General features: G+C 34.6%; 13 protein-coding genes. 3 read left to right on the top strand and 10 right to left on the bottom strand.

Features of this window, described 5'->3' with window-relative positions:
• Positions 1-118 precede the first annotated feature (118 nt).
• From JI747_RS06680 to JI747_RS06660, 5 genes are all read right to left on the bottom strand, one after another.
• On the bottom strand, positions 119-1,354 hold the full coding sequence (locus JI747_RS06680) for an MFS transporter (protein WP_225687150.1): 1,236 nt from the start codon (positions 1,352-1,354) through the stop codon (positions 119-121).
• A gap of 93 nt (positions 1,355-1,447) precedes the next feature.
• A complete protein-coding gene (locus tag JI747_RS06675; RefSeq protein WP_225687148.1) occupies positions 1,448-1,813 on the bottom strand; it encodes a hypothetical protein in 366 nt (121 codons plus the stop codon).
• Positions 1,814-1,881: 68 nt separating this feature from the next.
• Positions 1,882-3,381, bottom strand: coding sequence for a GH3 auxin-responsive promoter family protein (locus JI747_RS06670; RefSeq protein WP_225687146.1), 1,500 nt, complete (start codon positions 3,379-3,381; stop codon positions 1,882-1,884).
• A 128-nt stretch (positions 3,382-3,509) separates the two neighbouring features.
• Complete coding sequence (locus JI747_RS06665) at positions 3,510-3,815, bottom strand: hypothetical protein (protein WP_225687145.1); 306 nt, start codon at positions 3,813-3,815, stop codon at positions 3,510-3,512.
• Between the two features lie 241 nt (positions 3,816-4,056).
• Complete coding sequence (locus JI747_RS06660) at positions 4,057-4,452, bottom strand: hypothetical protein (RefSeq protein ID WP_225687144.1); 396 nt, start codon at positions 4,450-4,452, stop codon at positions 4,057-4,059.
• Positions 4,453-4,778: 326 nt separating this feature from the next.
• Between JI747_RS06660 and mfd the strand changes: the two genes are divergently transcribed.
• The 3 genes from mfd to pth all read left to right on the top strand — a co-directional run bounded on the left by mfd (position 4,779) and on the right by pth (position 9,831).
• Entirely contained in the window at positions 4,779-8,144 is a 3,366-nt protein-coding gene (gene mfd / locus JI747_RS06655; RefSeq protein ID WP_225687143.1) for a transcription-repair coupling factor, read from the top strand.
• 124 nt (positions 8,145-8,268) lie between these two features.
• Positions 8,269-9,180: a hypothetical protein gene (locus JI747_RS06650; protein ID WP_225687142.1), complete on the top strand. Its 912-nt coding sequence runs from the start codon at positions 8,269-8,271 to the stop codon at positions 9,178-9,180.
• Positions 9,181-9,267: 87 nt separating this feature from the next.
• Positions 9,268-9,831, top strand: a complete 564-nt coding sequence (pth, locus tag JI747_RS06645; RefSeq protein ID WP_225687141.1) for an aminoacyl-tRNA hydrolase — start codon at positions 9,268-9,270, stop codon at positions 9,829-9,831.
• Between the two features lie 55 nt (positions 9,832-9,886).
• Here the strand turns inward: pth and JI747_RS06640 are convergent, their stop codons facing one another.
• The 5 genes from JI747_RS06640 to JI747_RS06620 all read right to left on the bottom strand — a co-directional run bounded on the left by JI747_RS06640 (position 9,887) and on the right by JI747_RS06620 (position 14,146).
• Positions 9,887-10,522: a carbonic anhydrase gene (locus JI747_RS06640; protein WP_225687139.1), complete on the bottom strand. Its 636-nt coding sequence runs from the start codon at positions 10,520-10,522 to the stop codon at positions 9,887-9,889.
• A 46-nt stretch (positions 10,523-10,568) separates the two neighbouring features.
• Complete coding sequence (locus tag JI747_RS06635) at positions 10,569-12,161, bottom strand: SulP family inorganic anion transporter (RefSeq protein ID WP_225687138.1); 1,593 nt, start codon at positions 12,159-12,161, stop codon at positions 10,569-10,571.
• Positions 12,162-12,300: 139 nt separating this feature from the next.
• Positions 12,301-12,600 (bottom strand): hypothetical protein, encoded by a 300-nt coding sequence (locus JI747_RS06630; protein WP_225687137.1) that lies wholly within the window; start codon positions 12,598-12,600, stop codon positions 12,301-12,303.
• A 22-nt stretch (positions 12,601-12,622) separates the two neighbouring features.
• Positions 12,623-13,291, bottom strand: coding sequence for a carbonic anhydrase (locus JI747_RS06625; protein WP_225687136.1), 669 nt, complete (start codon positions 13,289-13,291; stop codon positions 12,623-12,625).
• 300 nt (positions 13,292-13,591) lie between these two features.
• The gene (locus tag JI747_RS06620; protein ID WP_225687135.1) at positions 13,592-14,146 is read right to left on the bottom strand and encodes a serine acetyltransferase; all 555 of its coding nucleotides are present in this window, start codon (positions 14,144-14,146) and stop codon (positions 13,592-13,594) included.
• Positions 14,147-14,160: the final 14 nt, after the last annotated feature.

The raw sequence follows: 14,160 nt of genomic DNA, 5'->3' as shown, positions 1-14,160 counted from the left end.
AGTAATGACAAATGTAAAAATATTTTGTCAAAAAAGAGGAATTTTGGGTTAAAATACTTAAAATGCTGAATTTTAAACAGCTTATATAAGCATTTAACCAAGCACAAATGCAGTAGTATTAATACTGCATTTTTCTTAATTTTGAATTTGTACTTCCTACTAATAAGGCAATTAGGATAGTCATGCTACCTCCAAATATTACAGAACGTACCACACCAAGAAGTTTTGCCATAAGACCGCTTTCAAACTGTCCCATTTCATTACTCGACATGATAAAGATAGAATTCACGCTCAAAACACGTCCGCGAATGTGATCCGGAGTTTTCAATTGTACAATGGTTCCTCTGATTACTACCGAGATTCCGTCAAGCATTCCACTCATCACAAGGAACATGAATGACAGCCAATAAAGTTTAGATAAACCAAATCCTACAATACATAAACCAAATCCGGCAACAACGACCAACAAGATTTTTCCTTGATTTTTTCTTAAAGGAACAATAGATAAGATCGTAATAATGCACATTGATCCTATGTCAGAAGCTGCGTTTAGAAGCCCGAAACCTTCAGCGCCTACTTTAAGAATATCTGTGGCAAATACAGGGATCATGGCAACAGCTCCACCAAAAAGAACGGCAAACATATCAAGACATAATGCCCCCAAAATTTCTTTGGTTTTGAAAATATAAGAAATTCCCTCTCTCATACTTTCTACAACATTTACAGATTCCTTTTTATACTCAGAATGTTGCTTTTTAAGTTGCCAGAAAAATAAAGATGCTAAAATAATTAAGCCAATAATCACAAGTAAGGTCCACTTTACCCCAAAAAAACCAATTAAAAATCCTCCGCATGCATGTCCGCATACAGAAGAAATAAGAAAAGTAGCCTGGTTTAGGGTAATGGCATGTGGAAGATTTTCTTTTTGTACAATCTTAGGAATCATGGAAGGAACAATGGGACCAATAAAAGCCCTTGCAATCCCTGTAAAAAAAATCACTGTATAAATAAAATAAGTGATTTGATGCCCTGTGAAATGCATTCTTACATTGAGAAAAGCAGGAACTAATAAAAGTCCGATCAAGAAAACATAAGCATAATTACAGATCAATAAAAGCTTTTTCTTCTCATTCATATCAATCACATGCCCTGCATAGAGTGCGCAACTTACTGCCGGAATTACTTCCGAAAGACCAATAAGACCAATTGAGAAAGGATCTTTGGTAAGCTGATATACCCACCATCCTAATAAAGTGGCAAGCATTCTGAATGCTAAAACAATAAAAAATCTTCCGGTAAGAAGATTCCTGAATTCAATATTTTGTAAAGTTTTTAGGGGGGTAAAAGAAATCATGCACAAAAATAGGCCTAAATATTCATTTAGGCCTATTGCTGTATGGTAATTCCAAATGATAAATCAAATATCATCTGAAAGATAAAATCTATTTTAGTTGTCTGCTTTTGAAGCACTGATTACCAAAGCCGCAACTCCTGCTGCACCAATTACTACGGCACCTGCTGTTGTTCTTGCTTTTCTGATGTCTCTTACAGCGGCTACGTTAGCTTTTGGGATGATAACTTCTGTACTGTCTTTTTTTCCTGCCGTACCAATAAGGTTGTTGCCATCTACATTACGGAATAATATTTTTTGATTTTTTGATCCATCTTTCATCATTACAGTATACATTCTTCCTGCTTCAAGATTAGAATAATTGTTTTTTGCAGTGTCATCGGTGTACTTAGTCGTCGCACAAGATGAAATTACAAATAAAGACGTCAGTAAAGATGATTTTAAAAGTACAGATGCTTTCATTATATTTTTTAGTTTTTCAAATTTATAATTTTTTTCGAATATACGTTTTCGGAATTGAAAAAATGTGTTTAAAGTTTGTAAATTTCCAATAAATCCGCAATTTTTCTATCATTGGCTAGTCTTGGGATTTTATTTTGTCCCCCAAGCTTACCCTGAGACTTTGCATATTCAGTAAACGCATTTTTGCTAAGTTTTGATATATGGAGTTTCTGAAGAATATTTCCGGAAATTAAATCATCATAATAAGTATTGCGTTTTCTGAGCTGATCATCAAGATCATTTTTAAAAGCTTCCAGATTCTCAGGTTCTTTTTCAAATTCAATAAACCACTCATGATAAGGAAGTCCTTCATTAGGGTTTACCTGTGGAGCCAAATGGAATTCAGTAATCTGCGCCGGAAATTTTTCTAAAGTTGCCTTGATTGCTTCTTCCACCTCAAATGCAATGACGTGCTCACCGAAAGCAGATGTGAAGTGTTTCGTTCTTCCGCTTACCAAAATTCTGTGCGGATTTTTATCAATAAATCGTACTACATCTCCAATGGAATAAGCCCACAATCCCGAATTTGTCGTTAGGATTAATGCATAATCTTTATTAAGCTCAACCTCTTTTAAAGACAATCTCTTAGCGTTGGGTTTTCCGTACTCTTCAAGAGGAATGAATTCATAGAAAATTCCGTGATGGGTCAAAAGCAATAAGCCTTCTTTAGTATAATCATCCTGAAATGCAAAAAAACCTTCCGAAGCAGGGAAAGTCTGAACGATATCCACTTCTCCACCCAGCAATTCCTCCATTTTATCACGGTAAGGTTCATAATTTACTCCTCCGGTTACGATTAATTGTAGATTGGGGAAGATCTGTTTGATTTTTTTGCCGTGCTTTTCAACCAGTTTTTCAAAATACATGATCAGCCAGGGTGGAATTCCGGAGATCAATGTCATATTTTCTTTTTCCGTTTCTTCAACAACCTTATCGACTTTTGCTTCCCAGTCTTCCATTATATTGGTTTCCCAGCTTGGCAGTCTGTTTTTCTGTAAATAATTCGGAATATGATGCGCTACAATACCAGAAAGTCTGCCGGTTTTTATTCCGAAGTTTTCTTCCAGTTCCGGGCTTCCCTGTAAAAAGATCATTTTTCCTTTTACAAAATCGGCATTGTTTTTTTTGGCGATGTAATGGAAAAGTGCACTTTGAGCTCCTTTGATCTGAAAAGGCATTCCTTCCTTAGAAATAGGAATGTATTTTGAGCCGGAGGTTGTTCCTGAAGTTTTTGCAAAATATTCCGGAGTTTCTGTCCATAAGATATTTGCCTGCCCTTTTTTTACCCTTTCGATATAAGGCTTAAGATCTTCGTAATCTGCAACCGGAACTCCTTCCTGAAAGTCTTTTACCGTTTTAATGTTTTCAAAATCATGCTCCCTTCCAAAAAGTGTTTTTTGGGCAGTATCCACGAGCGATAAAAGCAGTTTTTCTTGATCTTTTTCTGCATTTTTTTTGAATTCTTCAGCTTTTTGAACGTGCTTTTTAGCCCAAATTAACGCCGCATTTTTCTTTAGGAAGTTTAACATGGTTCAAATTTATAAATAACTGAAGAATTTGCAGGCATTTTAATAAATAATGCAATAAAAAAACCGATGAATGAGTGTACATCGGTTCTTCGAAATTTGATTATGAAAATAACAACTATGTGTTGAGTTTACTTGTTTTCTTTATACCTTTTGTCAGGAGTCCCATCTGCTTTAAGATGCTTGTTTTCTTTGTATCTTTTGTCCGGAGTTCCATCTTTCTTCATTTTTGCTGCTGTTGGAGCTGTGGCGGGTTTTGCAGTGGTAGCTGTTGTTGTTTTTGTAACAGGCTTAGCTGATTTTGCCTCTTTAGTGGCTGTTTTTGTTGTAGTTTGGGCAACATGATGTGTTGTAGTAGATGTTGCGGGAGTAGTTTGCTGTGCGGTGGCAAGTCCAAGTCCTAGAGCTAATGACATTGCGGTAAAAAATTTTTTCATAGTGATGATTTTGTTTGTTTTTCTTATTCAAAGTTATGCAAAAACTAAGCTAAAAAAATAGTTTTTATAAACTTAACTAAAGTTTAGTACAGATTAAAAAAATCTTAAACCTGTTGTTTCTGAAGTTAATACTGTAAACCCTCAGTAGGAACTGCAATTTAGAAATAACATATAAAAATAAAACCTGTGTTTTTCCAATAATAAGAAAAACACAGGTCAAACATATGTATGAATAGTTGGTTTATCGGGTGCAATTAGCAGTCCATGTTTTACCGTCTTTTATAAACAGAATCTTTAATTCATTATTATCAATTCTTATATAAGAGGTAGCACTAGATCCGATCATGACAAGGGTGTGATCTCCCTTCTGTTCAAATTCTACTCCGTTTAGATCGGGAATGCTGTCTGAGAAAGCAAAATTATATTTTGTTCCACTTGCAATTTTTGTTACAAAAACGCTTCCATTATTGGTGCTTATACTCGTAGATCCTCCATCGTTGTAAGAAATACTTCCTTTATAAGTTCCCGCAAAGAAGTCATTGTTCACCGGGTCGTCATCATTGCTGCATGATGAAACGGTCGTGACGACAAAAAATAAAAGCACAAAAGCTCCTAAGATTTTAATTAAATTTTTCATAATACTATTTCTTTAAGGTTTGGTAAGATTAAAATCCCAAACTGTATGCCGAAAAGGGTATTGATGAATGTTTTTAACACATCTTTAGTACGTATTATGATAAATTATAATTTTTTTATTATTTGACAGTTATCTTAAAATTTTTGATAAGATTACCCTGTATAGTTGTAATGTTTACCATATAATGGTCTGAAACTAGTTTATTTTGATATTAGCTTGCTTTCTGTATAGTGACTTAGACTAATTTGTTGTTTTTCATTATCTTTGCCATAGAAAACGATTTCAGAAAGTACTGAAATCGCTTTTGTCGTTTATACCCTATTTTTATGCAGTTAAAAACCATCAACGAAAAGTTTCTTCCGGACTTGCTTAAAAACGAATTTGGAAAGGAGATTTTTATTCAATTGGAAAACAATCAACATATTTCTGTGAAGGGAAATGCGGGATCTTCGGTTTCCATTTTTGTGGCTGAACTATTTCTTACACAGAAAAAACACATTCTGTATCTTGTTGATGATAAGGAAGATGCTTTGTATGCCAATACAGAAATGGAAGATTTGCTGGGAAAAGATAAAGTTTTATATTTCCCTGCGACACATCTAGAGCCGTATCAGATTGAAAAAACGCAGAATGCCAATTTGGTATTAAGGACAGAAGTGATCAATAAAATTACGTCCAGCAAATCTCCGAAAGTTATTGTGGCATATTCGGGAGCTTTGTCCGAGAAGGTTTTGAAAAAGGAAGATTTCAAAGCTATTTCCCATCATATTAAAGTTGGAGATCAGCTTGATTTTGATTTTGTGGATGAATTATTGAATCATTATAATTTCCAACAAGCAGATTTCGTTTCCGAACCGGGAGAATTTTCTGTAAGAGGGGGAATTGTTGATGTATTCTCGTTTTCTAATGAAAAACCTTATCGTATTACATTCTTCGGAAATGAAGTGGAAAGCATAAAAACGTTTGATATTGAAACACAGCTTTCCATAGAAAAAGTGAATGATTTTCAATTGGTCTCCAATATGAATTTTACGGTAACAGGAAGCAGGGTTTCATTACTTCAGTTATTGCCTAAAGAAAGTTTCGTAATTTCTAAAAACGGAATTGTTGGAATGCAGAAATTGAAAACATTCTACGAAAAATCGTTGGTGAAATATGATACTTTAAACAAAGATATTGCTCACAGATCACCACAGGAATTATTTATTTCAGATCAGGAATTTTTATTTGATTATAAAAAATTTAAAACGGTAGATTTCGGAAGTGTTTCCATTGAAGGGCTGATTGAATTGGCAGAAATGAAAATTGATCAGACTGCACAGCCTACTTTCCACAAAAATTTTGAATTATTAATTGAAGACCTTGAAGGAAAGCAAAATGTAGGTTTTGATACATGGATTTCTTTCTCAACAGAAAAGCAGAAAGAAAGATTAGAATCTATTTTTGAGGAACTGGAACATCAGCTTCCTTTTAAAAGCTTTAAATCTGAACTTCATGAAGGATTTGTAGATAATGATCATAAAATATTGGTGTATACGGATCATCAGATTTTCGATCGATATCAAAGGTATAAAGCCAAAAATACCTTTGCAAAATCAGAACAGTTGACATTGAAAGATTTGATGTCTTTGAAGATTGGAGATTATATTGCCCATATTGATCACGGAATCGGAAAATTCATGGGATTAGTGAAAGTGAATAATGACGGGAAAATTCAGGAATGTTTTAAACTGACTTATAAAAATGGAGATTTATTATATGTAAGTATCCATTCGCTTCATAAAATTTCAAAATATAACGGACCTGATGGAAAAGAAATTGTTTTAAGCAAATTAGGTTCTCCAACATGGAAATCTCTGAAACAGAAAACAAAAGCAAGGGTAAAACAACTTGCCTTTGATTTGATAAAACTATATGCTCAAAGAAAGTCTGCGAAAGGGTTTGCATTCACTCCCGATTCTTATTTACAAAATGAACTGGAAGCAAGTTTCCTTTACGAAGATACTCCAGATCAGGAAAAAGCAACCATTGACGTTAAAAATGATATGGAAGCCGATACGGTGATGGATCGTTTGGTGTGCGGGGATGTTGGGTTTGGTAAAACAGAAGTGGCAATTCGTGCAGCATTCAAAGCAGCTACGGATGGAAAACAGGTCGCAGTATTGGTTCCGACAACTATTTTGGCGTTTCAGCATTATAGAAGCTTTAAAGAAAGATTAAAAGATTTTCCTGTAAATGTGGCTTATGTCAATCGTTTCAGAACGGCAAAGCAAAAGTCTGAAACCTTGAATGCTTTAAAAGAAGGAAAGGTTGATATTATCATAGGAACGCATCAATTGGCAAGCAGTTCTGTGAAGTTTAAAGACTTAGGACTATTGATTATTGATGAAGAACATAAGTTTGGGGTTTCTGTAAAAGATAAATTAAAAACGCTGAAAACAGATGTTGATACTTTGACGTTAACAGCAACGCCAATTCCGAGAACCTTACAGTTTTCTTTGATGGCAGCTAGGGATTTATCGGTAATTAAAACTCCACCGCCAAACAGACAGCCTGTTGATACACAATTGATAGGTTTTAGTGAAGAAATTCTTCGTGATGCTGTTTCGTATGAATTACAGCGTGACGGACAGGTGTATTTTATCAATAACAGGATTGAAAACCTTAAAGATATTGCCGGATTAATTCAAAGGCTGGTTCCTGATGCAAGAGTAATTACCGGTCACGGACAAATGGAAGGAAAACAGTTGGAAAAGAACGTCCTTGATTTTATGGATGGGAAATATGACGTTCTGGTTTCTACAACGATTGTTGAAAGTGGAGTAGATGTTCCCAATGCGAATACGATCTTCATTAATGATGCTCAACGTTTCGGAATGGCAGATCTTCACCAGATGAGAGGCCGTGTAGGACGAAGCAACAGAAAAGCGTTTTGTTATCTGATTACACCACCTTATGATATGATGACTGCGGATGCGAGAAAACGTCTGGAAGCAATTGAGCAGTTTTCTGATTTGGGAAGTGGTTTCCAGATCGCGATGAAAGATTTGGAAATTCGTGGAGCCGGAGATTTACTTGGAGCAGAACAGAGCGGATTTATTAATGAGATGGGATTTGAGACCTATCAGAAGTTAATGCAGGAAGCGTTGGAAGAATTAAAAGATGACGAGGAATTTGAAAATCTTTTTGAAAATGAAGAAGACCGAAATAAGCTCTTTAAATCTACAAAAGACGTAAATATTGATACGGATCTGGAGCTGATGTTGCCGGATTGGTATATCTCAAATACGGAAGAAAGACTATTGCTTTATCAGAAACTTGCTGAAATAGATAGCGAAGAAAATTTATCAAAGTTTGAATCCGAATTGGTAGACCGTTTCGGAAATCTGCCAAAAGAGGCGATCAATTTATTAAAAAGCGTAAGTTTAAAATGGCTGGCTGCTGAAATAGGTTTTGAAAAAATAGTAATGAAGAATGGAGTATTCTTAGGGTATTTTCCAAGTAATCCTCAGGATAAATTTTACCAGACCGATAAATTCAGACATATCATCACTTATCTGACTCAAAACCCTGCTGAAGCACAGCTGAAAGAGAAAATGGGAAAAGAAGGCAATAATCTCATGATGAGAAAAGACAAGGTGAGAAATGTGGATGAGGTCAATCTTTTATTAAAAACAATTTTGAAAGTATAGGAAAATACTAATTACCTTGTTTTAAGGTTTTTATTGTTGCTGTTTTTGTGAGAAAATAAATAAAAATGTAATTTTTATGCAAAAAAAAATTATATTTGTGGAAAAATAAATAATCCTTTTAGAAATGAAGCGACTTTTCTACTTTATTTTACTTGTAGCAGGTATTTCCTCTATCCATTCATGTAAAGACCTAGCAGATGAAAATGGAGATCCTCTTGTAGACCTTAATACAAATACTGGCCTAAATGGAGCTAGAGCATTACATCAGGAGCTTTCAGATTTTGGTAATCTTGCTGATTATCATTATTCAGGATTACTTTTAACGAAAGTAAATAATGGAGCCTCAATTACTGATATTGCTTATAGTGGAGACAGAGTAAGTAAAATCACTTTTGACGGGTTCTTAGACTTAGATAATAACGGAACTCTTGATGCTGGTAAGGTTACTTATACACAGTTGTTTACTTACGGTGGTTCAGGTAGATTAGAGTCGATTACTGAAAACAGAAATATTTATAAAGTAACAGGTACTCCTCCGGTTCAGGTTTTGGACAAGCAAACAAAATCAGTGTATACGCTAAAGTATAATGCATCTACAGCAAAGCTTGAATCAATTACGATGAAAACTGGGTTAGATGTTTCAGGAACTCCTTTTGAATATACTGCATACTCTGAAGCTAAATATACTTATTTAGGCGATAATGTATCTAAAGTAGAAAAAGGATTTGGAACGATTACTGCTGGCGTGAATGATCCCATAACTGTTAAATATGAATATGGATTTATGAACTATGATGATAGAATAAGCCCATATACTTTATTGCCTTTTGCATATAAAATTTCATATTTATTATCAACATCTTTCTACGATCACAGAAGTCTTATGTTGTCTCCGAATAGCCCATCCAGAGTATCTTCTACAGATTTAAATGTGCCGGTTCCTACTCCTGTAGTTACCTCTACAAACTTTACGTATGATCCACAGACGTATTTGACAAAAGGATATGGAGTATATTATATTTATAAGCCTTTGTAATAAAAAATAACGATATTAAAAAAACTCAATTCTCTTAAGGATTGAGTTTTTTTATTTTTTATCTCTTAATTTTGTAAAAAATTTTAAATGAAATATTTAATTGTAGGCTTGGGAAACAAAGGGGCTGAATATGAAAATACACGTCATAATATAGGATTTAAAGTTGTTGAGAAAATTGCTGAAACCCTTGAAGTTCCTTTCAATACAAGTAATTTTGGATGGTTAGCTGACGGAAAATATAAAGGGAGAAGAGTTTTGCTTTTAAAACCGGATACTTATATGAATCTTTCAGGAAATGCGGTGAGATATTGGATGCAGAAAGAGAATATTCCTTTGGAAAATGTACTTATTGTAACTGATGATCTGGCTCTTCCGTTTGGAACTCTAAGATTAAAAGGTAAAGGATCTGATGCAGGGCATAATGGCTTGAAGAATATTATTGAAGTATTGCAAACACAAAATTATGCAAGGCTTCGTTTTGGGATTTCTGCGGAATTCTCTGAAGGAAAGCAGGTAGACTATGTATTAGGGACCTGGAATGAAGCGGAAACTGAAAAACTTCCGGAAAGAATTGAAAAATTTTCTAAAGCCTGTCTTTCATTTGTTTTTGCAGGAATCAACAATACAATGTCAGCTTTTAATGGTAAATAAAAAAAACGGCGGGGAGCAAAGCTCCCCGCTATATTTTTAAAGCATTTTTATATAATTATAACCAAGTTACGGCGCCTGTTTCAACATCGTAATTTGCCCCTACAATCTTGATTTTACCTTCTTTTTCAAGGTTTTTCAGCGTAGAGCTTTGCTTACGGATATCTTCTATAGCGCTTCTTACATTTTGTTGGTTTAATCTTTCTAAAAGTGAACTGTTTTTGGAAGATCTTTCCTCTCCTTCCTCAATTACGTTTTTAATAATCGGATCAAAATGATTGATAAGGTGGTTTAGGTTGTCCATTCCTAATCCTTCAATTTGTGCTGCATCTAATCCTCCTTTTAAAGCTCCACATTTAGTATGTCCTAAGACAACGATAAGTTTAGATCCGGCTACATTACAACCAAACTCCATAGAACCTAAAATATCCTGATTTACAAAATTACCCGCAATTCTGACGCTGAAAATATCACCCAATCCCTGATCAAAGATAAGTTCTGCAGAAGTACGGCTGTCAATACAGCTTAAAACTACGGCAAAAGGCCACTGTCCTTCACGGGTAGCATTTACCTGCTCCAAAAGGTCTCTGTTGGCTTTTAAATTGTTTACAAATCTTTGGTTTCCTTCCTTTAAAAATTCTAATGCTTTTTCAGGAGTAATTGTTGACTGGGTTTCGTATGTATGTGCTTTCATGTAATGAATGTAATATTTAAAAAGTTAAAAATAATAATTTGTGAGCTTACATTGCTCTTCTGTGTGTAATTAAAACATGAGAATCCTGATTGGTCTCATAATCTTTGTATGATGTTTTGAAACCTATAAGTTCCACGTTGATGTTTTCTTCTTTTGCCCGGATGTTGGCAAAATCCTGAATCATTTCCAGAACATCGGTCGTGATATATGAAGTTCCGCGTGCATCAATGGTCACGTTAGATTTAGATTTAATGTTTTTTAATGTCTTCTTAATAGCTGCTTTATTTAGAAAAGATACCTCTTCTGCTAATTTAATAGTAATTCCGTCTGCATCATTTAATTTTTCTTTGCTTAGATAATAGGCTCTTTTCATATTCCCTTGAAGAATATAGAAAATGGAAATAGCTAAACCAATTCCAACCCCTTTCAGCAAATCCGTTAGAACTACGGCAATTACTGTTGCCACAAAAGGAATAAACTGGAATTTTCCTAACTGCCAGAAATGTTTGAATGTAGCAGGTTTTGCCAATTTATAACCGACTAAAATCAATACCGCTGCTAAAGTAGCAAATGGAATTAAATTCAAAATCATCGGAATTGAAAGTACACAAATTAACAATAAAACCCCGTGAATTATTGCTGAAATTTTCGATGTTGCCGCTGCATTGGCATTTGCGGAACTTCTTACGACTACTGAAGTCATAGGAAGCCCTCCTATAAATGAACTTACCAGATTTCCAATCCCCTGAGCTTTTAATTCAAGATTGGTATCCGTAATTCTTCTCTGCTTATCCAATCTGTCCGATGCTTCGATACAAAGTAAGGTTTCAATAGAAGCTACAACGGCAATCGTTGCACCTGTAAGCCAGACTTTACCATTCATAAACCCTGAAAAATTAGGAAGAGTAATAAAGTTTTTGAAATCATCTATAGACTTTGGTACAGGTAAAGAAACCAAATGTTGAGATCCAATTGCTAGCGAACTTCCTGTCATTTTGAAAACTTCATTCACTAAGATACCTACAACAACCGCGACTAATGCTCCCGGAAGCATTTTCATCCTTTTTAGTGCAGGAATTTTGTCCCAAGCCAAAAGAATGACAATTGAAACTAAAGTTACAATAATAGCTCCTAGATGAAGCGCTCCAAATAATTCAGCGAAATATTTTAAATTCAAACCGTTGTCGAAAATAGACTCGTGCCCTTCATAATCTTTATCAAATCCCAATGCATGAGGAATTTGTTTTAAGATAATGATGATTCCTATAGCCGCAAGCATTCCTTCAATAACGTTATTTGGAAAGTAATTGGAGATGCTTCCAGCTCTTACAAAGCCTAAAATTAACTGAATAAGCCCGGCAATAATTCCTGCGCAAAGAAATAGTTCAAATGTACCGAGATCAGTGATTGCCGTTAAAACAATTGCTGTTAAACCAGCTGCAGGGCCAGATACGGAAATATTAGAATTACTCAAAATTCCGACCACTAAACCTCCTACAATCCCGGCAATAACTCCGGATAATGGCGGAGCACCGGATGCTAATGCAATTCCCAAACATAAAGGAAGTGCAACTAAAAATACAACGAGTCCTGAAGGGAAATTCTCCTTTATTCCTCCTATTAAAGATGTGTTTTTCATACTATGAAAATGTATACCTATAGCTGACTGGCTGTGAACAATCAGGTATAGAAAAGATTGGAAATTTAATTTTTAAAGCGCATATCGGTTCAATGCCTGAAGCAGGCATGAAGACAATAAAAAACGTATAAGATAAAAATTAAGCTTCCGGAGGCGGAGAAAATATAGTAAGTAAGGGAGAAAGATGAAAATCTTCATCAATCAGTACGAATGATTTACCTTTTACATCAGGTTCAAAAAAACTGAGGTAATCAAAAACATCCAATGGTTTTGGAAGTGTTTTTTCGTAAATAACAAAAGGGGATGAGGAAGAATGAGGCTCTTCTTCATTTACTATTACATTGGTTTGGAGAAGGTCCCAATCAAAAACGGCAGCAATACTCGGTAGTGCTGTAAAGTTTAAGAAAACCATTAATGTAATAATACTCCAAAGTTTCATTTCATTGTTTTTTAGAAAAATATTACTTTTTCTTTCGGCTCATCACCCAGTCAGAATCTGTAAGATTATAGATTTTTTGAATGTCTTTCAAGATTTTTTCAAAATCAATCTCCAAATCAATAATTTTTCCGGTTCTAAGGTCAAAAACCCAGCCATGAACAACAGGATATTCCTCTAAGATATATCTTTCCTGTACACAAGCCATTTTAATAACGTTGATGCACTGTTCTTGTACATTAAGCTCTACAAGTCTGTCATAGCGTTTGTCTTCATCTTCAATAGAATCAAGCTCTGCTTGGTGCAATCTGTAAACATCACGTATGGTTCTCAGCCAAGGATTCATCAATCCTAAATCCTGAGACGACATTGCTGCTTTTACACCGCCGCAGTTATAATGCCCACACACAATAATGTGATTCACTTTAAGATGCTCTACCGCATACTGAATAACAGCTGTGGAACTCATATCCAAAGTATTTACGACATTGGCGATATTACGCGTTATAAATACTTCTCCCGGCTGCATTCCCATCATTTCCTCTGCCGTAACTCTGCTATCTGAACATCCAATATAGAGAAATTCAGGATTTTGAGTTTTTGCAAGCTCTTGAAAGAACGCTGGGTTTTCTGCATTTTTTGATTCTACCCATTTTTTGTTGTTTTCGAAAATAACATCGTATGATTTTGACATAAAATAAAATTTAAAAGTGAATAACTATTTATTTTGTTTAATTTATTTTCAAATTCAATAGACCGAATCAATAATCGTACAAAAATATAATTTTTGTAGATAAAGCAAGTTGTTTTAACAAAGTTTAATATTAAAATATGCTTAAAGTCATATAAATAGGCGATAAACTAAGGAATAACAATTGCTTATCTGACTTAAATAATCAAAAATGCAACATAAAATTACAATAAAAATTTAAACTGTATTACAAAAGAAATGAAGCAAAGGATGAATAGAAATGAAAATCACTACTGAGTTTGCTTATATTTTATAATTGATGTAGCCTTCCGTTGCATTTTCGTTCGGATAAACTTTTGCGGGATTTCCGGTTACCACAGAATCAGAAGGAATGTCAAAATTTACATATGAATTGGGAGCGATCAGAACATTATTCCCAATTTTTATATTTCCGACGATTACGGCATTTGGACCAATCCAGACTTCATTTCCAATTTCAGGAGAGCCTTCATTTTTGCCTCTGTTTTGTTGTCCTATAGTCACTCCCTGTGCAATATTGCAGTTTTTGCCGATGATGGTTTTAGGGTTAATTACGAGACTTCCCCAATGTCCAAGATAAAAACCTTCTCCAATTTGGGTTTCCGGATAGATCTGGAAACCATACTTGATCTGAAAATGCCTTAAGACCAATCTCCAGAAAAATCCCACAACAGGAACTTTTCCAAATTGTTGATTTTTTCTTAAAATATAAATAAAATGCAGGTTGGGATTGATGCATTTTGCCCATATTTTAAAAGTAGAAAGCCATTTTCCGCTTTCCCGATAAAAATCTTTCTGTAAGGTTGAATAGTTTGACATTGGAACAAAGATAA

Origin of the sequence: Chryseobacterium tagetis (assembly GCF_016735585.2) — a bacterium.
Classification (GTDB): Bacteria; Bacteroidota; Bacteroidia; order Flavobacteriales; family Weeksellaceae; genus Chryseobacterium; species Chryseobacterium tagetis.
Note: the sequence above shows the minus strand (reverse complement) of the source record. Positions and strands in the feature narration are given on the sequence as shown.

Bases quoted from the DNA above. Each gene is read 5' to 3' on its own strand.
- pth (WP_225687141.1), top strand. From the start codon at position 9,268: ATGAAATATTTAATTGTAGGCTTGGGAAACAAAGGGGCTGAATATGAA.
- JI747_RS06660 (WP_225687144.1), bottom strand. From the start codon at position 4,452: ATGAAAAATTTAATTAAAATCTTAGGAGCTTTTGTGCTTTTATTTTTT.
- mfd (WP_225687143.1), top strand. From the start codon at position 4,779: ATGCAGTTAAAAACCATCAACGAAAAGTTTCTTCCGGACTTGCTTAAA.
- JI747_RS06650 (WP_225687142.1), top strand. From the start codon at position 8,269: ATGAAGCGACTTTTCTACTTTATTTTACTTGTAGCAGGTATTTCCTCT.
- JI747_RS06635 (WP_225687138.1), bottom strand. From the start codon at position 12,161: ATGAAAAACACATCTTTAATAGGAGGAATAAAGGAGAATTTCCCTTCA.
- JI747_RS06675 (WP_225687148.1), bottom strand. From the start codon at position 1,813: ATGAAAGCATCTGTACTTTTAAAATCATCTTTACTGACGTCTTTATTT.
- JI747_RS06680 (WP_225687150.1), bottom strand. From the start codon at position 1,354: ATGATTTCTTTTACCCCCCTAAAAACTTTACAAAATATTGAATTCAGG.
- JI747_RS06630 (WP_225687137.1), bottom strand. From the start codon at position 12,600: ATGAAACTTTGGAGTATTATTACATTAATGGTTTTCTTAAACTTTACA.
- JI747_RS06670 (WP_225687146.1), bottom strand. From the start codon at position 3,381: ATGTTAAACTTCCTAAAGAAAAATGCGGCGTTAATTTGGGCTAAAAAG.
- JI747_RS06620 (WP_225687135.1), bottom strand. From the start codon at position 14,146: ATGTCAAACTATTCAACCTTACAGAAAGATTTTTATCGGGAAAGCGGA.
- JI747_RS06625 (WP_225687136.1), bottom strand. From the start codon at position 13,291: ATGTCAAAATCATACGATGTTATTTTCGAAAACAACAAAAAATGGGTA.
- JI747_RS06640 (WP_225687139.1), bottom strand. From the start codon at position 10,522: ATGAAAGCACATACATACGAAACCCAGTCAACAATTACTCCTGAAAAA.
- JI747_RS06665 (WP_225687145.1), bottom strand. From the start codon at position 3,815: ATGAAAAAATTTTTTACCGCAATGTCATTAGCTCTAGGACTTGGACTT.